Origin of the sequence: Caballeronia sp. ATUFL_M2_KS44 (genome assembly GCF_023630965.1) — a bacterium.
Classification (GTDB): Bacteria; Pseudomonadota; Gammaproteobacteria; order Burkholderiales; family Burkholderiaceae; genus Caballeronia; species Caballeronia concitans.
This window is the reverse complement of record NZ_JALQEA010000028.1, coordinates 1-20,361: the sequence shown is the minus strand read 5'-3', so window position 1 is coordinate 20,361 and position 20,361 is coordinate 1. Positions and strand designations below refer to the sequence as shown.

General features: G+C 64.0%; 20 protein-coding genes. 14 read left to right on the top strand and 6 right to left on the bottom strand.

Annotation, left to right across the window (positions count from 1 at the left end):
* Positions 1 to 71: 71 nt before the first annotated feature.
* The 5 genes from NCR39_RS12735 (at position 72) to NCR39_RS12715 (ending at position 4,600) form a co-directional block, all read left to right on the top strand.
* Positions 72 to 1,049 carry an AAA family ATPase gene (locus NCR39_RS12735; protein ID WP_250452484.1) on the top strand — a complete coding sequence of 326 codons (978 nt, stop codon included), beginning with the start codon at positions 72 to 74 and terminating at the stop codon, positions 1,047 to 1,049.
* Between the two features lie 185 nt (positions 1,050 to 1,234).
* Positions 1,235 to 2,335: an NAD(P)/FAD-dependent oxidoreductase gene (locus NCR39_RS12730; RefSeq protein ID WP_250452483.1), complete on the top strand. Its 1,101-nt coding sequence runs from the start codon at positions 1,235 to 1,237 to the stop codon at positions 2,333 to 2,335.
* Between the two features lie 111 nt (positions 2,336 to 2,446).
* Positions 2,447 to 2,761, top strand: a complete 315-nt coding sequence (locus tag NCR39_RS12725; RefSeq protein WP_040051308.1) for a high-potential iron-sulfur protein — start codon at positions 2,447 to 2,449, stop codon at positions 2,759 to 2,761.
* Between the two features lie 226 nt (positions 2,762 to 2,987).
* Positions 2,988 to 4,277 carry an MFS transporter gene (locus NCR39_RS12720; protein ID WP_250452482.1) on the top strand — a complete coding sequence of 430 codons (1,290 nt, stop codon included), beginning with the start codon at positions 2,988 to 2,990 and terminating at the stop codon, positions 4,275 to 4,277.
* Between the two features lie 11 nt (positions 4,278 to 4,288).
* Entirely contained in the window at positions 4,289 to 4,600 is a 312-nt protein-coding gene (locus tag NCR39_RS12715) for a cupin domain-containing protein (RefSeq protein WP_250452481.1), read from the top strand.
* A gap of 13 nt (positions 4,601 to 4,613) precedes the next feature.
* Here the strand turns inward: NCR39_RS12715 and NCR39_RS12710 are convergent, their stop codons facing one another.
* A complete protein-coding gene (locus NCR39_RS12710) occupies positions 4,614 to 4,883 on the bottom strand; it encodes a hypothetical protein (protein WP_040051279.1) in 270 nt (89 codons plus the stop codon).
* Positions 4,884 to 4,938: 55 nt separating this feature from the next.
* Complete coding sequence (locus NCR39_RS12705) at positions 4,939 to 5,697, bottom strand: Mut7-C RNAse domain-containing protein (RefSeq protein WP_250452776.1); 759 nt, start codon at positions 5,695 to 5,697, stop codon at positions 4,939 to 4,941.
* Between the two features lie 99 nt (positions 5,698 to 5,796).
* Between NCR39_RS12705 and NCR39_RS12700 the strand changes: the two genes are divergently transcribed.
* The 4 genes from NCR39_RS12700 to NCR39_RS12685 all read left to right on the top strand — a co-directional run bounded on the left by NCR39_RS12700 (position 5,797) and on the right by NCR39_RS12685 (position 8,422).
* Positions 5,797 to 6,669 carry an NAD(P)-dependent oxidoreductase gene (locus NCR39_RS12700; protein WP_250452480.1) on the top strand — a complete coding sequence of 291 codons (873 nt, stop codon included), beginning with the start codon at positions 5,797 to 5,799 and terminating at the stop codon, positions 6,667 to 6,669.
* A gap of 77 nt (positions 6,670 to 6,746) precedes the next feature.
* A complete protein-coding gene (locus NCR39_RS12695; RefSeq protein WP_250452479.1) occupies positions 6,747 to 7,373 on the top strand; it encodes a LysE family translocator in 627 nt (208 codons plus the stop codon).
* 244 nt (positions 7,374 to 7,617) lie between these two features.
* Complete coding sequence (locus NCR39_RS12690; RefSeq protein WP_250452478.1) at positions 7,618 to 8,049, top strand: hypothetical protein; 432 nt, start codon at positions 7,618 to 7,620, stop codon at positions 8,047 to 8,049.
* A gap of 7 nt (positions 8,050 to 8,056) precedes the next feature.
* Positions 8,057 to 8,422 carry a response regulator gene (locus NCR39_RS12685; RefSeq protein ID WP_250452477.1) on the top strand — a complete coding sequence of 122 codons (366 nt, stop codon included), beginning with the start codon at positions 8,057 to 8,059 and terminating at the stop codon, positions 8,420 to 8,422.
* 192 nt (positions 8,423 to 8,614) lie between these two features.
* On the opposite strand, the gene argC is transcribed toward NCR39_RS12685, so the two are convergent.
* The 3 genes from argC to NCR39_RS12670 all read right to left on the bottom strand — a co-directional run bounded on the left by argC (position 8,615) and on the right by NCR39_RS12670 (position 11,032).
* A complete protein-coding gene (argC, locus tag NCR39_RS12680) occupies positions 8,615 to 9,568 on the bottom strand; it encodes an N-acetyl-gamma-glutamyl-phosphate reductase (RefSeq protein ID WP_250452476.1) in 954 nt (317 codons plus the stop codon).
* A 129-nt stretch (positions 9,569 to 9,697) separates the two neighbouring features.
* The gene (locus NCR39_RS12675) at positions 9,698 to 10,264 is read right to left on the bottom strand and encodes a flavodoxin family protein (RefSeq protein ID WP_250452475.1); all 567 of its coding nucleotides are present in this window, start codon (positions 10,262 to 10,264) and stop codon (positions 9,698 to 9,700) included.
* A gap of 177 nt (positions 10,265 to 10,441) precedes the next feature.
* Positions 10,442 to 11,032 (bottom strand): YbhB/YbcL family Raf kinase inhibitor-like protein, encoded by a 591-nt coding sequence (locus NCR39_RS12670; protein WP_502800209.1) that lies wholly within the window; start codon positions 11,030 to 11,032, stop codon positions 10,442 to 10,444.
* A gap of 279 nt (positions 11,033 to 11,311) precedes the next feature.
* Between NCR39_RS12670 and NCR39_RS12665 the strand changes: the two genes are divergently transcribed.
* Positions 11,312 to 12,025 carry a response regulator gene (locus NCR39_RS12665; protein ID WP_040051286.1) on the top strand — a complete coding sequence of 238 codons (714 nt, stop codon included), beginning with the start codon at positions 11,312 to 11,314 and terminating at the stop codon, positions 12,023 to 12,025.
* A gap of 91 nt (positions 12,026 to 12,116) precedes the next feature.
* Here NCR39_RS12665 and NCR39_RS12660 read toward each other — a convergent pair whose 3' ends face one another.
* Positions 12,117 to 12,803, bottom strand: coding sequence for an orotate phosphoribosyltransferase (locus NCR39_RS12660; RefSeq protein WP_250452473.1), 687 nt, complete (start codon positions 12,801 to 12,803; stop codon positions 12,117 to 12,119).
* A 376-nt stretch (positions 12,804 to 13,179) separates the two neighbouring features.
* Between NCR39_RS12660 and NCR39_RS12655 the strand changes: the two genes are divergently transcribed.
* The 4 genes from NCR39_RS12655 to NCR39_RS12640 all read left to right on the top strand — a co-directional run bounded on the left by NCR39_RS12655 (position 13,180) and on the right by NCR39_RS12640 (position 20,224).
* Positions 13,180 to 16,053 carry an autotransporter family protein gene (locus NCR39_RS12655; RefSeq protein WP_250452472.1) on the top strand — a complete coding sequence of 958 codons (2,874 nt, stop codon included), beginning with the start codon at positions 13,180 to 13,182 and terminating at the stop codon, positions 16,051 to 16,053.
* Positions 16,054 to 16,343: 290 nt separating this feature from the next.
* Positions 16,344 to 18,623, top strand: a complete 2,280-nt coding sequence (locus NCR39_RS12650) for an NADP-dependent malic enzyme (RefSeq protein ID WP_250452471.1) — start codon at positions 16,344 to 16,346, stop codon at positions 18,621 to 18,623.
* 312 nt (positions 18,624 to 18,935) lie between these two features.
* Complete coding sequence (locus tag NCR39_RS12645; protein ID WP_250452470.1) at positions 18,936 to 19,448, top strand: hypothetical protein; 513 nt, start codon at positions 18,936 to 18,938, stop codon at positions 19,446 to 19,448.
* Positions 19,445 to 20,224 (top strand): DUF1828 domain-containing protein, encoded by a 780-nt coding sequence (locus NCR39_RS12640; RefSeq protein ID WP_250452469.1) that lies wholly within the window; start codon positions 19,445 to 19,447, stop codon positions 20,222 to 20,224. Before NCR39_RS12645 ends, NCR39_RS12640 begins: the two co-directional genes overlap by 4 nt.
* The last annotated feature ends 137 nt before the right edge of the window (positions 20,225 to 20,361 follow it).

Below are 20,361 nucleotides of genomic sequence, written 5' to 3'. Positions count from 1 at the left end.
GACTGCTCGCTTGCGTGCGGTTTTGTCATCGATACACTGAATCGTCGATCAATCAAAAGACGAGGTGCGACATGACGACGGCCGTGGTGAAACAGGAACTGGCGGTGGCATCGTTCAGCAAGGTCTACAGTCTCGACGACGTGGAAACCGCGCTCAACGAACTCTCCGATGGCGCGAGCGACGCGCTGCGCGCCACCTACGAAAAGATGCTGAAGGTCGGCAATCTGCGCTTCTGCGTAAAGCCGAACCGCATGCCGTCCATCGACGATCTCGTGGCTTCGCTGCCCAATTTCGACGAACCGCTCGACGACATCCGCAAGCAGATCGCGCTGTGTCTCGAAACCGACGATCGCCTCGAACTCATGCCGATGCTGCTGCTCGGCGAGCCGGGCATCGGCAAGACGCATTTCGCGAAGCAGCTCGCGCGGCTGCTCGGCACGTCCTCGCATTACGTCGCGATGAGTTCGCTCACGGCGGGCTGGATTCTGTCGGGGGCGTCATCGCAATGGCGCAACGCGAAGCCCGGCAAGGTCTTCGACGCGCTCGTGAACGGCAGCTACGCGAACCCCGTCATCACCGTCGATGAAATCGACAAGGCCACCGGCGACGCGCAATACGATCCGCTCGGCGCGCTCTACGCGCTGCTCGAACACGACACGGCGAAAGCGTTCATCGACGAATTCGCCGAAGTGCCGATCAACGCGGGCAACATCGTGTGGATCGCGACGGCCAACGACGCGCGCGCGATTCCCGAGCCGCTTCTGAACCGCATGAACGTGTACGAGATTCCCGCGCCGGACCGCGACGGCGCGCGGCGCATCGCGCAGGCGATTTACGCGGAGATTCGAGAAGCGCACGCGTGGGGCGTGCGCTTTCCCGAAACGCTCGGCGATGCGCCGCTCGATGCGCTCACGCAGGCGTCGCCGCGCGGCATGCGGCGCGCGATGCTCAACGCGTTCGGCAATGCGCGCATGGACGGAAGGCATCACGTCGAGGCGCGCGATATCCAGCTCGATCGCCAGTCGCGCCGGAAATCGATGGGATTCTGACGCCCCGAAAATGGCAAAACTGCCATAAACGGCCCGAAAACCGCTCTTTTTCGTCATCTGGCGGCCAGATTCTTGGCTTTTTCCGAATTGCACCGGAAAACGATGTGTCTCGTGTGCGTTTGTTGTGCAACGCGCAATAGTCGCCCACGTAGAATAGTTAGCATCGGGTCGGCGCGGAAAAGGACATGGATCGGATCGAATGCGTGGTCATCGGGGCGGGCGTCGTCGGGCTCGCCATCGCGCGGGCGTTGGCGATGCGCGGGCGCGAAGTCGTCGTGCTGGAGGCGGGCGAAGCCATCGGCGTCGGCACGAGTTCGCGCAACAGCGAAGTGATTCACGCCGGCATCTACTACCCGCGCGGCTCGCTCAAGGCCGAACTCTGCGTGCGCGGACGCGAGATGCTCTACGACTATTGCGCGGCGCATGGCGTGCCGCATCGGCAATGCGGGAAGCTGCTCGTCGCGACGGCGCGCAACCAGATTCCGCAACTCGCGGCGCTGGAGCAGAAGGGCATCGAAAATCGCGTCGAAGGACTCGTGCGCGTCAGCGGGGCGCAGGCCCAGGAGATGGAGCCGCAACTGCAATGCGTCGAGGCGGTGTATTCGCCGCGCACGGGCATCGTGGATAGCCATCAGCTGATGCTCGCGTATCAGGGCGATGCCGAAAATCACGGCGCGGGCGTCGTGTTCCATACGCCGGTCGTCGGCATCGATGCGCGCGAAGGCTGCTTTATCGTCGAAACCGGCGGCGACGCGCCCGCGCGCTTTCGGGCGTCGTACCTGATCAACAGCGCGGGGCTGCACGCGAACGACATCGCGCGGCGCATTCGCGGCCTCGACGACCGCCACGTGCCGCCGCTCTACTTCGCGAAGGGCAATTACTTCAGCGTGAGCGGGCGCGCGCCGTTCGAGCGTCTCATCTATCCGATGCCGAACGAAGCCGGTCTCGGCGTGCATCTGACGATCGACATGGGCGGTCAGGCGAAATTCGGCCCCGACGTGGAATGGGTGACGTCGCTGAACTACGACGTCGATCCGCGCCGCGCCGATTCCTTCTACGCCGCGATCCGCGCGTACTGGCCCGGTCTCCCCGACGACGCGTTGCAGCCGGCCTACGCGGGCATCCGGCCGAAGCTCTCCGGCCCCGGCCAGGCCGCTGCCGATTTCATGATCCAGGGCAAATCCGCGCACGGCGTGCCGGGACTCGTGAACCTGTTCGGCATGGAATCGCCGGGGCTGACGGCGTCGCTGGCCATCGGCGAACGCGTGGCGGACATGGCGCGCTGAAGCGCTTATTTTCGGCATTCGTCGTCATCCATTCGCTTCGGTGTTGTTATGCTCGGGCATCGTCGTCGTCAGAACGGCGAATTCCCCCAATACAACATGGAGCGAGTCACCATGAAGACTTCCCGTCGCACGTTTCTGATCACCAGCGTGGGCGTTGCATCGACGTTCGCGCTCGGTTCGCGCGCCGCTTTCGCCGACGCGCCGAAAGTCGAGGAAAGCGATCCGACCGCGCAAGCGCTCGGCTACAAGCTCGACGCCAGCAAGGTCGACAAGGCCAAGTTCCCGAAATACGCAGCCGGCCAGGATTGCGGCAACTGCCAGTTCTATCAGGGCAAAGCCGCCGACGCGTTCGCGCCGTGCCCGATGTTCGCGAACAAGCTCGTCGCCTCGAAGGGCTGGTGCAGCGCCTACGCGAAGAAGGCCTGACGCGAAGCGGACGTATCACTGAAAAGCGCGCCCGGCTGCGAAGCCCGGCGCGCTTTTTCTTTGCGCGATGCGTATCGCTTTTCCTCATCGCTTGATAACCCAACGTGCGGTCTTTACACTCGCCAGGACTAAAAATAGCGCGCGAGAGGTATCGGCCATGACTGCGGCGCGGCGCGTGACATCATCGGGCATGAGTCCGAGGCATATCCACCACTGAGGGATTCGCATGGCAGGCAGACCATTGAACGCGCGCGCCATAGCAGCCGCCGTGATCGGCAATGCGCTGGAGTGGTACGACTTCACCGTGTTCGGCTTCATGACCGTGGTGATCGCGCGGCTCTTTTTCCCGAGCGAAAGCGATTACTCGTCCATCCTCCTGACCACCGCGACCTTCGGCGTCGCCTTCGTGATGCGGCCGGTCGGCGGCATCGTGCTCGGGCTGTATGCGGATCGCGCGGGGCGCAAGGCGGCGCTCATGCTCGTCATCGGATTGATGACGCTCGGCATTCTGCTGCTCGCCATTGCGCCGCCGTATTCGGCGATCGGCATCGGCGGGCCGCTCCTGATCGTGGCGGCGCGGCTGTTGCAGGGCTTCTCGGCGGGCGGCGAGTTCGGCAGTTCGACGGCGCTTCTGATCGAAGCCGCGCCGTTCTCGAAGCGCGGCTTCTACGGCAGCTTCCAGATGGCGAGCCAGGCGGCGGCGCTGCTGCTGGGCGCGGTCGTCGGTGCGGCGATTTCGCGCGGCTTGTCGCCCGAGGCGCTTGAATCGTGGGGCTGGCGCGTGCCGTTCATTCTCGGGCTCGTGATCGGGCCGGTCGGCCTGTACATCCGGCGCAACATGACCGACACGGAAGCCTTTCTGCACGCGCAAAAGACCGCGCGCCGCGCGACGCTCGGCGAAGTGTTCCGCGCGCATAGCCGCGAGATCCTGTGCGGGCTCGGCTCGGTCGTCGCGCTGACGGTCACGGTGTACGTGCTGATCGCCTATCTGCCGACGTTCGCCGTCAAGCAACTCAAGCTGCCGTTCGGACAGTCGTTCACGGCGCTGATCGTCGGCAATCTATTGCTGACGGTGCTGTGCCCGGTGGCGGGGGCGTGGTCGGATCGCATCGGGCGCAAGGGACTCACGCTGTGGTCGCTCGGCATCACGCTCGTCGCGATTTATCCGCTCTTCGCGTGGCTCGCGGCGGAGCCGAGCGTGATGCGGCTCGTCATCGTGCAGAGCGTGTTGTCGATCACGCTCGCCGGTTACTACGGCCCGTTCGGCGCGCTGCTCGCGGAACTGTTCCCCGCGAACGTGCGATCCACCGGCTTGTCGCTCGCGTATAACATCGCGGTGATGATCTTCGGCGGCTTCGGGCAGTTCATCGTGACGTGGCTCATCCGCATCACCGGTTCGCCGCTCGCGCCGACCTTCTACGTGATGGCCGGTCTCGTGATTTCGCTGGTCGCGGTCGCGTGCATTCCGGCCGCGCGCCACGCCGACGTCGACGAAGCGCGCAACCTCGTTCGCTAGGCGGCAATCGTATGAAAGTGATCGAAAGCGGGAAGTTCACGGCCGAGCGCGCGTGGGGCGCGCTCGATATCTGCGTGATGAACGGCACGTCGTGCCGGCTGCACTGGACGGACACGCCCTACAAATGGCACGTGAACGACGGTGAGGAAGTGTTCGCCGTGATGGACGGCGTGGTCCGCATGCATGTGCGCGATGCCGACGGCGAGCGCACCGTCACGCTCAACGCCGGCGACATCTTCCACGCCCAGGCCGGCGACGAGCATTACGCCGAGCCGGTGGGCGCGGCGCGCATTCTGGTGATCGAAAAAGAAGGCAGCGTTTAAAGGCGTTCGACGATCAGCGTTGCAGGCCCGCTGCGACGAGCAGTTCGGCCAGCACTTCCGTCATGCCGCCTTCGTGCGATTCGGCGCGTTCCTTCAGTTGGCTGACGAGCTTTTCGTCGAGCTTGCATGCGAACGGCACGAGACCCTTCGCCTGATCCAGCTTGCGCTGCTCGCGCCGATCCGTCTTCGGCGCAGCCGTCCCGCCGATGTTCGCCCGCCCGCCTTGCTTCAGGTCGTTGGCGAGCTTGAATGCCTTGTTTTGTTCCAGTTGAAATTTGTTCACGCGATGCTCCAGTGCGGCGGTTTTTGAGTGTGCCGTATTGTACGTGGCCGCGCGCCTACGCCTGGCTCGCTTCCGCCAGCGCGTCGATGCGCGCGCGCATCCGTTTCCAGTGCGAGCCTTCCCAGAACACGCGACGGCACACATCGCACGTGACGAAGCGCGTATGGCGCTGGCGCACGCCGTCCGGCACGCGATCGTCGATTTCGTCGGGCGTCGCGCGACGCAGCGGCGCGTTGCACATCAGGCACAGGCGGAACGCGCGCACGTGCGGCGCGAGATCGAGCCGTTCGGCGATTTCGCGCCATTGCTCGTCCGGCTGCAACGCGCGCACGTAGCAGCCGCGCAGCACGGTGCGGCGCTTGAGCAGTTCGCGGTCGCGCGTCAGCACGATGCGCGATTCCTCCAGCGCGAGGCGCTCGATTTCATCGTCCGCGAAGTTGTTGTCGTAATGCGTGTCGAAGCCGCCGAGCCGCAGCAATTGGGCGAGACCGCCGAGATGCGCATCGGCGATGAAGTGAAGATCCGATGCCTTCATCGGCGGACGCAGCAGCAGCGCGCCATCGGCCATGTCGGGCGGCGCGCGATGCGGCGGATAAGCCTCGATCAGGTCGTCTTCTTCGATCTGCACGTCGAAACCCGCGGGACGGCCATTGCGCACGACCAGATCGACTTCCGTATGCGGCACGCCGAGCGCCTCGATCATGTGCTTGGTCGACGACGCCTTCGGGCACGCGCACTCGAACGTGCATCCCCGCTGCGACCGGGCGAGGAAATCGTTCAGTTCGTGATGGAAATGAAAGCGCGCCGTGACCATGCAGCAGTATGGCATTGGGCGCCGCTGCGTGCTTCCAGGCGATGTGCTTTACTGGCGGGCGAACGCATACGGATCATCGAACACTTCGTGGAGCACGACATGGATATCGGATTCATCGGACTGGGTGAAATGGGCGGCGCGATGGCGGTCAACGCGCTGAAGGCGGGGCATTCGGTGCGCGTGTGGAACCGCTCGCGCGACAAGACGCGTTCGCTCGCGGATCAGGGCGCATCCGTGGTCGATACGCCCGAGCAGGCGTTCGCCGGCGACGCCGCGTTCTCCATGCTCGCGGACGATCACGCGCTGCGCTCGGTGCTCGTCGACGGCGGCTTGCTCAAGCACGCGCCGAAGGGCCTCGTGCACGTCAACATGGCGACGATCTCGGCGGCGCTCGCCGTCGAACTCGCGGAACTGCACGCGCAGCACGGCGTGGCTTACGTCGCGGCGCCGGTGCTCGGGCGGCCGGATGTCGCGGCGGCGGGCAAGCTCAACATTCTCGCGGCGGGCGCGGACGCGGACATCGACCGCGTGCAGCCCGTGCTCGATGCGCTCGGCCAGAAAACGTGGCGCGTCGGGCGAGAGCCGCAGCATGCGAACGTGCTGAAGCTCGCCGCGAATTTCATGCTGGCCTCGGCGATCGAAACCGTCGGCGAAGCGGCGGCGCTCGTGACCGGACACGGCATCGAGGCGCAGGCGTTCCTCGACGTCATCACGAATTCGCTGTTTCCGGGGCCGGTGTATGCGGGCTACGGGAAGATGATCGCCGAGCGCCGCTATGAGCCCGCGCTCTTCAAGGCGCGGCTCGGACTGAAGGATGTGCGGCTCGCCATCGCCGCCGGCGATGCGGTCAACGTGCCGCTGCCGGTCGCGAGCGTGGTGCGCGACAACCTCGTCGATGCGCTCGCCCACGGCGACGGCGAGAAGGACTTCGCGGTGCTCGGCCAGGTGGCGGCGCGTCGCGCGGGCCGATAACGAGATAACGAGACAGCGCGGCTTCGCAGGGAGAGGCGCGCGGCATAATCCTCTCCCTTTCTCCTTTCGATGCCGCAATGAGCCTGCATGTCTGGTGGCTGTTCGTCGCCACTGTCTTCGTCGTATCCGCGATTCCCGGTCCCAGCATGTTGCTCGTCATGACGCACGGCGCGCGCCACGGCATGCGCCGCGCATCCGCGACGATGGCGGGCAGCCTTTGCGCGCTCGTGTTGATGCTGTCCGTCTCGGCGGCGGGACTCGGCGTGTTTCTCGAAGCGTGGCCGCGCCTTTTCGATGCGCTGCGCATCGCCGGGGCGGCATATCTCGTATGGCTCGGCGTGAAGAGCTGGCGCGCGAAGCAAGGCCCGGTTGAAGCGCGCGACGCGACCGGCGGCGCGCACGCCCATGCGCCGACGCTCTTTCGCAGCGGCTTTATCGTCGCGAGCAGCAATCCCAAATCGATCTTCTTCGCCGCCGCGCTGCTGCCGCAATCCATCGATGCCGCGCGGCCCGTGTTCCCCCAATTCATCGTGCTCGTGGCGACGTTCGTCGTCGTCGAACTCGGCTGCTACGCGGTCTATGCGGGCGTCGGCGCGCGCATCGGCGATACGCTGAAGAGCGCGGCCGTCGCGCAGGCGTTCAACCGGCTGACGGGCGGCGTGTTCATCGGCTTCGGCGCGATGATGGCGCTGCTGCGGCATTGATCGTTCGGGATCGCTAAGGTCTGCAAAAACGGGTGCGCACCTTGCTGCGGTTGCGGCGCTTCATTCGCTTTCGAACATACAGGCGCGATCGGGCGGGCGGATAGTAGCGATCGACAAAAGCCCGCGACTCGCGGCGACGATAAGAGCCAGAACGCAACTGTTGCGCGGCGTCCGAGCCGCCGCGACACGTTGCATGGGACGGAGCGCGGGCACGCATCCCGGCTTCGAACGAAAGGAGACGCCCATGCACCCGAAGAGCCGAAGCGTCGTGCTTGCCGCGCTGTGTTGCGGCGTTCTGTCCACGACGGCCGCCCGCGCCGACGATACCCCGAGCCCTTGCGATGCCCTGAAGCGCATCGTGGCGGCATCGCCGAAATTCTCGTCGCTCACCGCGATGGACGGCCGTCCGATCGCGCTCTCCTATGGCGACGACGCGCAATGCGCGGCATCGCAGACCAATTACCGATGCACGTGGACGCCGCACGGCGGCTCCAGCGCGGACGCGCTGCAAGGCGTGGCCGCGGACATCGCCGCCTGTCTGCCCGACGCCGTCCACGACCAGAACTCGCCCGCGCGGCAGCATTTCAGCATCGGGCCGCGCGGATCGCGCACCGAAGTCACGGCGGCGCAGGCGGGCGCGAACAAGCTGAAACTCGAAATCTACGCAACCCGGTGAGGCAGTCATGACCAAGCGCATCCTGATAGCCGATGACGACGACGACGCCCTGACCGGTCTCGCGCATCTGCTCAACGGCATGGGACACGAAGTGGCGCTTGCGGCGAACGGCGCGCAGGCGGTGGAAGTGGCGGCGCAGTTCGCGCCCGAAGTGGTGATCCTCGATCTCGGCATGCCGATCGTCGATGGCCTCGCCGCCGCGCGCGCCTTGCGCGAGACGCCGAACGGCGCGGCGATGCTGCTCGTCGCGCTGACCGGGTGGGGACAGCCGCAGCATCGGGAGATGACGCAGGAAGCGGGCTTCGACATCCATCTCGTCAAGCCGATTTCGGCGGATCAACTGCAGTTCGTCTTGTCGATGACGCAGCCGTGAGACGACATGTTGCGTTGCACCAAATTCCTTGTTATAGTGGTTCCTGTCTCCTCCATGTCTCCACTGATATGGATTCAGCCCGCCAACCTAGGCGGGCTTTTTTTCGCCCGTACGTTTCGATTGAAGCCGATGCTGCGGTGCAAGAAAAAAGCCGACCCGGAGGTCGGCTTTTGCGTTCTGCGCGATGCGTCTTCAGCGTGCGAGCCCCGTGCTCTCGTCGGCGCCGATCGCCAGATTCATGCACTGGATCGCCGCACCCGATGCGCCCTTGCCGAGATTATCGAGACGCGCGACCGTGACGAAGCGCTCGTCGTTGCCGAACACGAAGAGATCGACGCGATTCGTGTCGTTGCAGGCCTGGACGTCGAAGAAACCGTTATCCAGATTGCTTTCCGCGTCGAACGGCATCACGCGCACGAACGGCTCGTTCGCGTAGTACTCGGCGAGCATCTCGCGCACGTCCTGCGGCTTGGCCGTGCGCGCGAGCTGGTCGGGCGAGAAATACGTCGTGACCGCGAGACCCTTCAGGAACGGGCCGACGATCGGCGTGAAAATCGGCGCACGCGACAAACCGGTGCGCACGGACATTTCCGGCAAATGCTTGTGCGTCAGGCCGAGCGCGTAGGCGCGCGGGCTCATGAGGCGCGCATCGCCGCCGGCTTCGTACTCGGCGATCATCTTCTTGCCGCCGCCGCTGTAGCCGGTGATCGAATAGGCGTGCGCGGCGAAGTCGGCCGGAATGAGACCGCCCGCGACGAGCGGCTGCACCGACAGCACGAACGCCGACGCGTGGCAGCCCGGCACCGCGATGCGCTTCGCCGTGCGCAGGCGCTCGCGCTGGGCGCGCGACAGTTCGGGCAGGCCGTAGGCCCAGTCGTCGTGCGTGCGGAAGGCGGTGCTGGCGTCGATCACGCAGGTGTTCGCGTTGCCGGGATCGACGAGCGAAACCGATTCCCGCGACGCCACATCCGGCAGACACAGGAACGTCACGTCCGACGCATTGATGAGCCGGCGGCGCTCTTCGACGTCCTTGCGCTTCGCTTCGTCGATACGCAACACTTCGATGTCACGCCGCTGCGACAAATATTCAAAGATTTTCAGGCCGGTGGTGCCTTCCTGTCCGTCGACAAATACTTTCGTGGTCATCTCGCTCTCACTGGTTCGGGCGACGACGCGCGCGCCTGCCGCAAAAAACGTCATTCTAAGGCGTTTCCGAGACCCGTTGATGTCGCGCCGCGCAGCAGATTGCACGCGGCGCGCGCAATGGCGTAGGGCTTACCGGCCGGTCCAGCGCGCCGTGACTGCGGCGATGCGCGCGCCGAACGCCTTCGCCGTTTCGATATCGCCGACGGGCGGCGCTTCGTCCGGCGATGCATCCGCGGGCGATTGCGCGAGCAGCCCCGTGAAACCGCCGACGAAGTTCAGGTCGTTGCGCGTCGCGGCCTTCGTGTTCGACGGCATCATGCCGGTGCCCGCCCAGATCATGCCGTGCTGCATCGCGAGCGTGACGAAGTAGGAAATCGTCGAGAACTTGTCGCCGTTCATCGTCGCCGAATTCGTGAAGCCCGCGGCGATCTTGTCTTTCCACTTCTGCGCGAACCACGGTTTCGAACTGGCGTCGGCGAACTTCTTGAAGTCGGCGGACGGGCCGCCCATGTACGTCGGCGCGCCGAAGACGATGGCGTCGGCGGCGTCGAGGTCGGCCCAGGCGGCGTCGTCGATTTCGCCGACCGGCAGCAGCCTGGCGTTCGCGGCGGCGTCGGTCGCGCCCGCGAGCACGGCTTCCGCGACTTTCTTCGTGTGACCGTATCCGCTGTGATAAACGATGATGATGTTCGACATGATTCCCTCTAGGCCAGCAACGGCGCGCATCGACAGGCAAATGGCATGCAAATGGCACGATCACCGCCGGAGCTCAGGACCGGCGGACGGATGCGGCCAGTCTAGCAAGAACAAATTCCGGCTTACCGGCGCGAGCGCACGCAAAAAACGCAACGGTCGCCCGGCGCGATCGATCGTCTATCGTCCGACGGTGAAGGTGAGTTGCGCGCTGGCGATGGCCATCGTGCGGATTTCATGCTCGAACATGAGCGCGGGCGTGCCCTGACGCAGCCGCAAATCCTCGTCGTTGAGCGCATACACCGTCACCACATAGCGATGCGCCTTGCCCGGCGGCGGACACGGGCCGCCGTAGCCATCGGTGCCCCAGTCGTTGCGCGCTTCCACCGCGCCCAGCTTGTGCAGCGCGCCCGACGCGCTCGCGTTGGCCGGCAGATGCGCGACGCTCGCCGGAATGCCGGCGACGGCCCAGTGCCACCAGCCGCGTCCCGGCGCATCGGGATCGAAAATGGTCACCGCGAAGCTGCGCGTCTGCGCGGGCGCGCCGCGCCAAGCGATCTGCGGCGAGCGGTTGCCGCCTTTGCACTCCGATTCGTTGAAAAGCAGTTCGCGGCTCACGGGCTTGCCGGGCGCGAGATCCGGACTCGACACGCTGAACGCGGACTGCGCCGCCACGACCCGCGTATGGCACAGCAGCGTCATTGCACTGACTGCACCGAAGGCAACGACCACAGCATTTTTCGAGCGCATGATCCGGCATGCGACGCGCATAGCTGACTCCTGGCAGTAGCTAACGTGCATATAGCAGCGTTTCACCGACTGCAACGATGTTTTTTGTCTCAGTGATGCGCTTCATACGAAGATGCAGTTTAACATTGCAACAAAGCATTAAAAGCTTGATCCTTGGGACTCAACCTATAGCGCAAATTCAGTGGCGTTCTGTATGGCGCTTCTTACGGCGGTCACGATTTCAGACTCTGTTGAGCAAAATATGAGCTATTTGGCATTGATTCGCGTGGCAATGAATCAACCGGATGCGGGGAAGAATAAATGAGCCAGCGAATACAAGTCATCATCGCAGACGACCACCCGGTGATCTTGTTCGGCGCCACTCAGGCACTGAGCAAGTTTCCCGAAGTCGATGTTGTCGGCCAGGCGCGGCAATCGACCGAACTCGTCCAGCTTCTTCAAAAGACATCGTGCGACGTGCTCGTCACGGACCTCGCCATGCCCGGCGGTTCCTATGGCGACGGCATGCCGCTGCTCGGCTATATCGGTCGCCAGTTCCCGAAGGTGCGCCTTGTCGTATTGACGATGCTCGAAAATCCGGCCTTGCTCAAACGTTTGCGCGAAGTCGGCGTCATGTCGATCATCAACAAGGCGGACGACATGAATCACATCGGCTGGGCCATCCAGCACGTGATGCGCGGGCAGGAATATCTGGGGCCGTCGGTGAAGGCGGCGCTCGACAGCATGGGAATCGGCGCGGGCGGGCAGCAGCGCGGCGTCATTCTGTCGAAGCGCGAACTGGAAGTCGTGCGCCTCTTCGTGTCGGGCATGACGATCACGGAAATCGCGGGCCAGTTGCGTCGCAGTATCAAGACCATCAGCACGCAGAAAAACACGGCGATGCGCAAACTCGGCATCGAACGCGATTCCGAGCTTTTTCAGTATGCGCAGAGTAACGGGTTAATGAACCTGTCCGCGTATTCGGGTGACGGTTCGCTTGAAGATTCTCCCGCGTCCAATCCGAACTCGCTATAAGGCGCATTAACGTTTAATCGGCGCATAAATGAAAAAAGCCGCTGATGTGAATCAGCAGCTTTTTCTTTTCACTCGTTGAACGGCAAACGCTTTATTGCGGTGCTGCGGTCGCGCCGCCATGCGCAGCCGACCATTCCGCCGGCGCGTGCAGGAATTTCTCGACTTCATCGAGCGTCTTCGTCTCGAAGTAGCCTTGTTCCTTCGCCACGCGCAACACGTCCCACCACGTAGCGAGCGCGTGCAGTTCGACATCGATGTCCTTCAGCACCGACACGCTCTCCTTGAAGATGTTGTAGTGGAAGAGTACGAAGCAGTGATTCACGCTCGCGCCGGCGGTGCGCAGCGCGTTGATGAAGTTGATCTTGCTGCGGCTGTCGGTGGTCAGGTCTTCCACCAGCAGCACGCGCTGGCCTTCGGTCAGCAAACCTTCGATCTGCGCATTGCGGCCGAATCCCTTCGGCTTTTTGCGCACGTATTGCATCGGCACCATCAGGCGATCGGCGATCCACGCGGCGAACGGGATGCCCGCGGTCTCGCCGCCGGCGACGGCATCGATCTGTTCGTAGCCGACATCGCGCAGGATGGTGGCTTCCGCCATTTCCATCAGGCCGCGGCGCACGCGCGGATACGAGATCAGCTTGCGGCAGTCGATATAAACCGGGCTCGCCCAGCCGGACGTGAAGATGAACGGTTTTTCCGCGTTGAAATGCACCGCCTGAACTTCGAGCAGCATCTTGGCGGTGGTGTCGGAGATCGTCTGGCGATCGAAGCCTGTCATGGGCGAATCCTTGGACTGGTGTGGCGCTTAGAGAAGCGAGGAGGCGGCGCGAGGCCCTTGGCGCACGGTCTGGACGCGAAACGAGCCGTCTTCCGATGGACTGTCTCGCGTTTCCCGGCGCGCGTGTCGACGGGGCTTTCGACGCGGAACGCGCCCTTCATCCCCTGCACGGCTAACCGGCGATTTTACCCGAGCCCGCGCGCCGGGGCGAGCGGGCGCCGTTGTTTCGCATCCGTTGTTTCGCATCCGCTCCCCGGTTATTGAAGGATACATAGCGGCGGCGGGGCGCGCCGGCTCATAGACTGACCGGACACAAACGAGGGCGCGCAAACGCGCGAGCCGGTCAGCACGATCATCGTATTACAAGGAAAATTGCATGTTGCGTGACAAGGCGGACAACGCCAGCGCGCGGATCGTCAGGTTCTTCTTGCTCCTGCTCTCGATGGCAATGCACGTACCGGCCGCGCAAGCCGCGACGTGTGCGCCGCCATCATCGTCCGCGACTTCCTATCTCGCCGACGGCTGCGACGGAACCGTCGCCGGCGGCACGTTCAATACCGGCGCCGCCAGCTATGCCGCCGTTTTCCACGCCACCAACGGTGGATCGATCACGGTCACCGCGCCCGTCGTGCTGTTCTCGAGCGGCGACGAATCGACGGGCGCGTATGTCGACGGCGACGGCCGCATCGATTTCGGCGACACCAACTCCAGCATCACGACAGAAGGCGTGCATTCGAACGGCGTCCACGTGTTCCACGGGCAGATCATCACCGGGCGCGTCAGCCTGACGACGTACGGCGAGCGGTCGCATGCCGTGTTCATCGACTATGGCGGCGCGATGCGGCTCCACGATTCGACCATCGTCTCGTACGGGCGGGAGGCGGGCGGCGTGACCGTCGCGACCGGCTCGTTCGAGTTGTTCGGCCCGAGTTCGGTGATGACGGCCGGCGACAACTCGGGCGCGCTCGGGCAGACGTCGGGCGGATCGAGCATTCTGGTCGATGCATTGGACGGCCGCACGTCGGTGCTCACGACGGGCGCGGGCTCGCCGGGCGCGTTCGTCGCGTCGCCCGGCTCGATGGTGCTGCGCGGCGTCGATGTCCGGACCGAGGGCGCGGTGTCGCCGGGGCTGTATGCGGCGGTCGCGGACGCGATCATCGACACGACCCGCACGACGGTGACGACGCTCGGCGACGGCGCAATCGGCGCGCTGGCCGCCGGTTCGGGCAGTCTCACGATGAACGGCGGCGCGGTGACGACATCGGGCGTGGCGTCGCATGGACTGGTCGCGAGCGGCGCGGGCACGCAGATCGACGCCGACGGCGTGCAGGTCGCGACCAGCGGCGCGCTGGCGAACGGCATCGTGTTGCTGGACGGCGGCGGCATCGCGATGCGCAACGGCGCTGTGAGCGCGTTGGGCGCCGGGGCGAACGCGTTGAGCGTGAACGGCGGGGCATCGTCCGCGCCGATGTCGGCGGTGTTCGACGCAACGACGCTCGCGAGCAGCCAGGGCGCGGCGATCGGCGTTATCGACGGATCGGCGCGCGTGTCGCTCACCGGCGGCGGCGCGGCGGGGCCGGCGTTGCTCGCCGTGGACAGCATCGCGCGGGCGAGCGAGGTCGATCTGACGGCGAACGGCGCGACGCTTTACGGCGCGTCGCTTTCGCGCGGGCCGGCGTCGGCGGATGCGATTCTTCGCGCGATGCTCGTGAACGGCTCGGCGTGGTGGATCAACGGCGATTCGACGCTCACGAGCCTCGTGAGCGCGGGCAGCGTCGTTGGTTTTGCGCGCTCGCCGGATGGCGCGTTCCACACGCTGACGGTGCGGCAGTATCACGGCGACGCGGCGACGCTCGTGCTCAACACGACGCTCGGCGGGGATCGGTCGGCGACGGACCGGCTCGTGATCGACGGCGGCGCGGCGACCGGCGTGACCAGCGTGCGCATCGCGAATGCGGGTGGACGAGGCGCGCTGACGTTCAACGGCATTCGCGTGATCGAGGCGATCGACGGCGGCATCGCGCCGGCGACGGCGTTCACGCTGAGCGGGCGGGCGGTGGCGGGGCCTTATGAATATCGTCTGTTTCGGGGAAGCGTGACCGATCCTGACGACGGCGACTGGTACTTGCGCTCGCAACGACCGCCGAAGCCGCCGTTGCCGCCGACGCCGCCTTCTCCACCTACGCCTCCCGAACCGCCGACACCAACGCCGCCGGATCCGACGCCGCCGGATCCGACGCCGCCAACGCCACCGAGTCCGCCGACGCCAACACCGCCCGCGCCCACTCCGACGCCCACGCCGGAATACCGTCCCGAAGTGCCCGCGTATCTGGCCAACGCGGCTGCGCCGCGATTGCTGTTCCTGCACAGCCTCGGCGATCGCATGAACTCGCTTTCCGCCGATGCCGCGTCCGGCGCGCAGGAACGCGACAACGGCGCATGGCTGCGTCTCGTCGGCCGCACGACCGCAAGCGCCGCATCGGAGAACGAATACAGCGCGCGAACGAACAGCGTGCTCCTGCAAGGCGGCGGCGATCTCGCGCGCGGCCGGCTCTTCACCGACGACGATCGTTTCCAGATCGGCGCGATGGCCGGCTACGGCTATTTCCACACCGACGCCTCCGCCGCCGACAACACCGCGCACGCAACCGGCACGGTCAATGGCTACAGCGTCGGCATGTACGCGACGTGGTTCGCGAACGCGCGGTCGCGCTTGGGCCCGTACGTCGATTCGTGGCTGCAGTTCGGATGGATGGACAAGGGCGTGCGCGGCGACGACCTTCCGGACGTCGCGTATCACACGAAAGCGTGGGCGGCTTCGATCGAAGGCGGCTGGGCGTTACCGCTCGGCGCGTCGTGGCGATTCGAGCCGCAAGTACAGGCCGTGTGGCTGCGTCAGCTCGGCGTCGACTTGACGGAGCCGAACGGCACGGCGATTTCGAACGGCGCGTCGAGCAATGTCATCACGCGCGTGGGCGTGCGCGTGTCGCGTGAAATCGATGCCGGCAGCGGCAAGCGCTTCATGCCGCATGTCGCGTTCAACTGGTGGCACGACCGGTCGAATCTCGCGATCGCATTCAACGATGTCTCGTTGCCGCAGATGTATCCGACCGATCGCTACGAACTGCGGCTCGGCCTGAACGCCACGTTCGCGAAAGGCTGGTCGGCATGGAGCGATCTCTCGGGGCAATGGGGCGCGCACGACTATTCGCAATACGGCGTGCGGCTCGGCGCGCGCTACGCGTGGTAGCCCGCGCGACGCCCTGACACGCGGCGTTCCGGCGCGCGGCAGCTTTCGCGGAATGCAATGCTGCTGCGCGTCATTTCAGAGGCGCGGTGTACACTGAACGTCCTAAAAAATAACAAGCCTCCGTCCGCCCGCTACATCCCAGCGGCGCGCGACGCCGTGTCTATCCGACGCACCGGGCGACTGACAACATGGGTCCATCGATTCACACCGTCCACTCATCGTTAGAGCGGTCGCAGGCTGTGAACCCTGTCCAATAAATTCCCAAACGTCTCTGGATAATCAGGTCAATCATGGACGAACAACTGAAGCAAAGCGCTCTCGCGTATCACCAGAATCCCCGTCCCGGCAAGATCTCGGTCACGCCGACCAAGCCGCTATCCAATCAGCTCGATCTCTCGCTCGCGTATTCGCCGGGCGTCGCCGCCGCGTGCATGGCGATCTTCGATGAACCCCTCGACGCGCAGAAGTACACGTCGCGTGCGAATCTCGTCGGCGTCGTGACGAACGGCACGGCCGTGCTGGGTCTCGGCAACATCGGTCCGCTCGCGGCCAAGCCGGTGATGGAAGGCAAGGGCTGTCTCTTCAAGAAGTTCGCGGGCATCGACGTCTTCGATATCGAGCTCGATGAAACCGATCCCGACAAGCTCGTCGACGCCATCGCGATGCTCGAACCCACGCTCGGCGGCATCAACCTCGAAGACATCAAGGCGCCGGAATGCTTCTATATCGAAAAGAAGCTGCGCGAGCGCATGAAGATTCCCGTTTTCCATGACGATCAGCACGGCACGGCGATCATCGCGTCGGCGGCGATTCTCAACGGCCTGAAAGTGGTCGGCAAGAAGCTCGACGAAGTGAAGCTCGTGTGCTCGGGCGCGGGCGCGGCGGCGATTGCGTGTCTGGACCTGCTCGTGCATCTGGGCCTCAAGAAGTCGAACACGCTCGTGACCGATTCGAAGGGCGTGATCTACGAAGGACGCGGCAACCTGGACGCGTCGAAGGAGCGCTATCAGGCGAGCACCGACGCGCGCACGCTCGGCGACGCGATGCACGGCTGCGACGTGTTCCTCGGCTGTTCGAGCGCGGGCGTGCTGAAGCCGGAGATGGTCGCGACCATGGCCGACAAGCCGCTGATTCTCGCGCTGGCGAATCCGGAGCCGGAAATCCGCCCGGAAGAAGCGAAGAAGGTGCGGCCGGACTGCATCATCGCGACGGGCCGTTCGGACTATCCGAACCAGGTCAACAACGTGCTGTGCTTCCCGTTCATCTTCCGCGGCGCGCTGGATGTCGGCGCGACGACCATCACCGAAGAAATGAAGCTCGCGTGCGTGCGCGCGATTGCCGAACTCGCCGAGGAAACCGATCAGGGCGATGAAGTCGCGAAAGCCTACGAAGGTCATTCGCTCGAATTCGGTCCGGAGTATCTGATTCCGAAGCCGTTCGATCCGCGTCTCATCATCAAGATCGCGCCCGCTGTCGCGCAAGCGGCGATGGATTCGGGCGTCGCGACGCGTCCGATCAAGGACATGGACGCGTATCGCGAGACGCTCGGCGCTACCGTTTATCGCACGGGCATGGTGATGCGTCCGGTGTTCGCGGCGGCGAAGGCGGCTCCGGCGCGCATCGCGTTCGCGGAAGGCGAGGACGAGCGCGTGCTGCGCGCCGCGCAGTTCGTGCTGCTGGAGAAGATCGCGAAGCCGATCATCATCGGCCGGCCGGCGGTGGTTGAAATGCGTCTGCAGAAGATGGGTTCGAAGCTGAAGCCGGGCGTCGATTTCGAGATCGTGAATCCGGAAGACGACCCGCGTTATCAGAAGAGCTGGCAGGCGTATCACGAGATCGCGGCGCGCGAGGGCGTGACGCCGGAGAGCGCGAAGGCCGCGCTGCGCAAGTTCAACACGCTGATCGGCGCGATCCTGATCCATACGGGCGATGCGGACGGCATGATTTGCGGTCTCATCGACACGTATCAGGATCATCTGAAGTTCGTCGAGCAGGTGCTGGGCAAGGCGGAAGGCGCGAACAACTTCGCGGCGATGAATCTGCTGATGCTGCAAGGTCGCAATCTGTTCATCAGCGATACGTACGTCAACGAAACGCCGACGCCCGAGCAACTCGCCGACATGACGATTCTCGCGGCGCGCGAAATCGAGCGATTCGGCATTCAGCCGAAGGTGGCGCTGGTGCCGAACTCGAACTTCGGCAGCGTGCCGAGCGCATCGAGCAAGCGCATGGCGGAAGCGCGCAAGCTGCTGGCGGAACGCGCGCCGAATCTGGAAGTGGACGGTGAAATGCACGGCGATGCGGCTTTGTCGGAGACCGTGCGCAAGGCGGCCTTCCCGGGAACGACGCTGAATGGCGAGGCCAATCTGCTGATCATGCCGAACGTGGAAGCGGCGAATATCACATACAACCTGCTCAAGATGGTGAGCGGCGAGGGCGTGACGGTCGGGCCGTTCCTGCTGGGCGCTGCGAAGCCGGTGCATATTCTGACGCCGGCGGCGACCGTGCGGCGGATCATCAATATGACGGCGGTGGCGAGTGCCAATGCCGGGTTGGCTAACGGGAAGTAAGCGGTAGGTGGGTGAATCAGGGACGGCGATCCGGGGGATGGGTCGCCGTTTTCTGCAGTCTAGCGACGATGAGCTGGCCGTTTGCCCCAGTTCCTATCGCGGCCCAGTCTGGAAACGACAACGGCCATCCAAGTAGTCATGCGCGCAGGTCGACCCTCGCTCGGGACCTGTGGGAGCAACGGACGATGGCGCAGTCGTGCAGGTTTTATTAGGATGAACCAATCAGTGCGTGGGCCGTCGTATCACGGTGCCATCTGCTTTATTTGGTTGGCAGTACGATAGCATTGAATTCCAGCGCGAAGGGACGAACTGGTGACTGAAGAAGAAGTACAAAAATTATTGGCCATGCCGGGGAAAGTCGTTGTCAGACCGTTCATCTGGTCGATAGAGGTCAATGGCCATGTGCCGAAAACGAGCATGTTCGAAAGCGGCGTACAGGCTGGCTCAGAGGTTCTAGAGGGTGTCGTAGTTCGGGCTAGGTTTCGCGGCCCGAAGCTCATTGAAAAGGGCGTTGCATCTTCCCCTTTGCCCGAAAGCTTCTCGTGTGCCCTGTTCGTCGAAAACAATCGAGTCGCGGCGCTCGACACGAATCCGCACCAGGCCCATCCTAACCGCGTTGGCGTCGGGCGTCCCTTCTATGGTAAGACACTTCTAAATCCCACTCACCGGCATGTTTGGGTTGGCGAATATGGGTACGCTGAACCTGTTGACCCACCGCTCTCTGATGTCGTGGAGCTTCTCAATACATTTGCCGTAGAATGCAATCTGATTTTTCAAGGGAATATTGAACATCCGCTCAAGGGCGAGACAGGGACGTTACTATGAACTGCACCGATCTAGTTGAAGCAACGAACTGGGTTTGCGCTCCGGTGGGGTGCAATACCCTACATGTTCATGCCCCGATATCGCTAGGAAATGACGGCCAGCTTGCCAGCTTCTATGTAATGGAAGATGCGCCGGGTCACTTCTATTTGACGGATGGCCATAGCACGATTCTGCATGCGATTGATCATGGCGCTAAACCATCTCCTGCTCGCCTAGAAAAGGTTGCGTCGACCCCCGGTGCGAGATTCGCAACCTTGAGCAAGGATGGTGAGATCACCGCGGCCGGTACAACAGCAGACCTTAGGTACGCGTTATGGGATGCTTTGCGACTCGCGGTCGCCATTTCCGATAACGAAGTGAATTGGCTTCCCAAGACAAGGCACGAACGATTTGCGGCGCAAGTGGCCCGCACTCTTCGGGAGAAGCTGCCGCCCGGGTCTGTGCTGAGCAAACCTCGCCTCACCGGAGTCAGTGGGCATCAGATAGAGTTTCCCCTTGGCGTAGTTCTTCCCAACGACAGGGGGATACGCGTAGTGCAGCCGATTGGCGTATCTGACGATAGACGTGTTGATTGGGGCTATATCTATCAAAGTTACGGTAAGCTTGCCGATCTGAAAAAAGCTACGGCGCAAGCTGTTCATAATCGAGTTGTCGTTATGGAGCAAGGGGCGTCGGCAGATGAATTCGGTCGAGCAGCAACTGTGCTTTCGGAGGCGGCGAGAGTCGTTTCGTTCGAAGACGATAAGAGATTTGCAGACCTTTTGATAGCTGCGTAGCAGACCCTGAAGTCCAAGGCCATTCGTACGCTTTCGTCGCTTGACCTGCTGGGCGCTGCGAAGCCGGTGCATATTCTGACGCCGGCGGCGACCGTGCGGCGGATCATCAATATGACGGCGGTGGCGAGTGCCAATGC

Bases quoted from the DNA above. Each gene is read 5' to 3' on its own strand.
- NCR39_RS12655 (WP_250452472.1), top strand. From the start codon at position 13,180: ATGTTGCGTGACAAGGCGGACAACGCCAGCGCGCGGATCGTCAGGTTC.
- argC (WP_250452476.1), bottom strand. From the start codon at position 9,568: ATGACCACGAAAGTATTTGTCGACGGACAGGAAGGCACCACCGGCCTG.
- NCR39_RS12705 (WP_250452776.1), bottom strand. From the start codon at position 5,697: ATGGTCACGGCGCGCTTTCATTTCCATCACGAACTGAACGATTTCCTC.
- NCR39_RS12715 (WP_250452481.1), top strand. From the start codon at position 4,289: ATGAAAGTGATCGAAAGCGGGAAGTTCACGGCCGAGCGCGCGTGGGGC.
- NCR39_RS12690 (WP_250452478.1), top strand. From the start codon at position 7,618: ATGCACCCGAAGAGCCGAAGCGTCGTGCTTGCCGCGCTGTGTTGCGGC.
- NCR39_RS12670 (WP_502800209.1), bottom strand. From the start codon at position 11,032: ATGCGCGTCGCATGCCGGATCATGCGCTCGAAAAATGCTGTGGTCGTT.
- NCR39_RS12650 (WP_250452471.1), top strand. From the start codon at position 16,344: ATGGACGAACAACTGAAGCAAAGCGCTCTCGCGTATCACCAGAATCCC.
- NCR39_RS12640 (WP_250452469.1), top strand. From the start codon at position 19,445: ATGAACTGCACCGATCTAGTTGAAGCAACGAACTGGGTTTGCGCTCCG.
- NCR39_RS12685 (WP_250452477.1), top strand. From the start codon at position 8,057: ATGACCAAGCGCATCCTGATAGCCGATGACGACGACGACGCCCTGACC.
- NCR39_RS12725 (WP_040051308.1), top strand. From the start codon at position 2,447: ATGAAGACTTCCCGTCGCACGTTTCTGATCACCAGCGTGGGCGTTGCA.
- NCR39_RS12700 (WP_250452480.1), top strand. From the start codon at position 5,797: ATGGATATCGGATTCATCGGACTGGGTGAAATGGGCGGCGCGATGGCG.
- NCR39_RS12660 (WP_250452473.1), bottom strand. From the start codon at position 12,803: ATGACAGGCTTCGATCGCCAGACGATCTCCGACACCACCGCCAAGATG.
- NCR39_RS12665 (WP_040051286.1), top strand. From the start codon at position 11,312: ATGAGCCAGCGAATACAAGTCATCATCGCAGACGACCACCCGGTGATC.
- NCR39_RS12735 (WP_250452484.1), top strand. From the start codon at position 72: ATGACGACGGCCGTGGTGAAACAGGAACTGGCGGTGGCATCGTTCAGC.
- NCR39_RS12720 (WP_250452482.1), top strand. From the start codon at position 2,988: ATGGCAGGCAGACCATTGAACGCGCGCGCCATAGCAGCCGCCGTGATC.
- NCR39_RS12675 (WP_250452475.1), bottom strand. From the start codon at position 10,264: ATGTCGAACATCATCATCGTTTATCACAGCGGATACGGTCACACGAAG.
- NCR39_RS12695 (WP_250452479.1), top strand. From the start codon at position 6,747: ATGAGCCTGCATGTCTGGTGGCTGTTCGTCGCCACTGTCTTCGTCGTA.
- NCR39_RS12730 (WP_250452483.1), top strand. From the start codon at position 1,235: ATGGATCGGATCGAATGCGTGGTCATCGGGGCGGGCGTCGTCGGGCTC.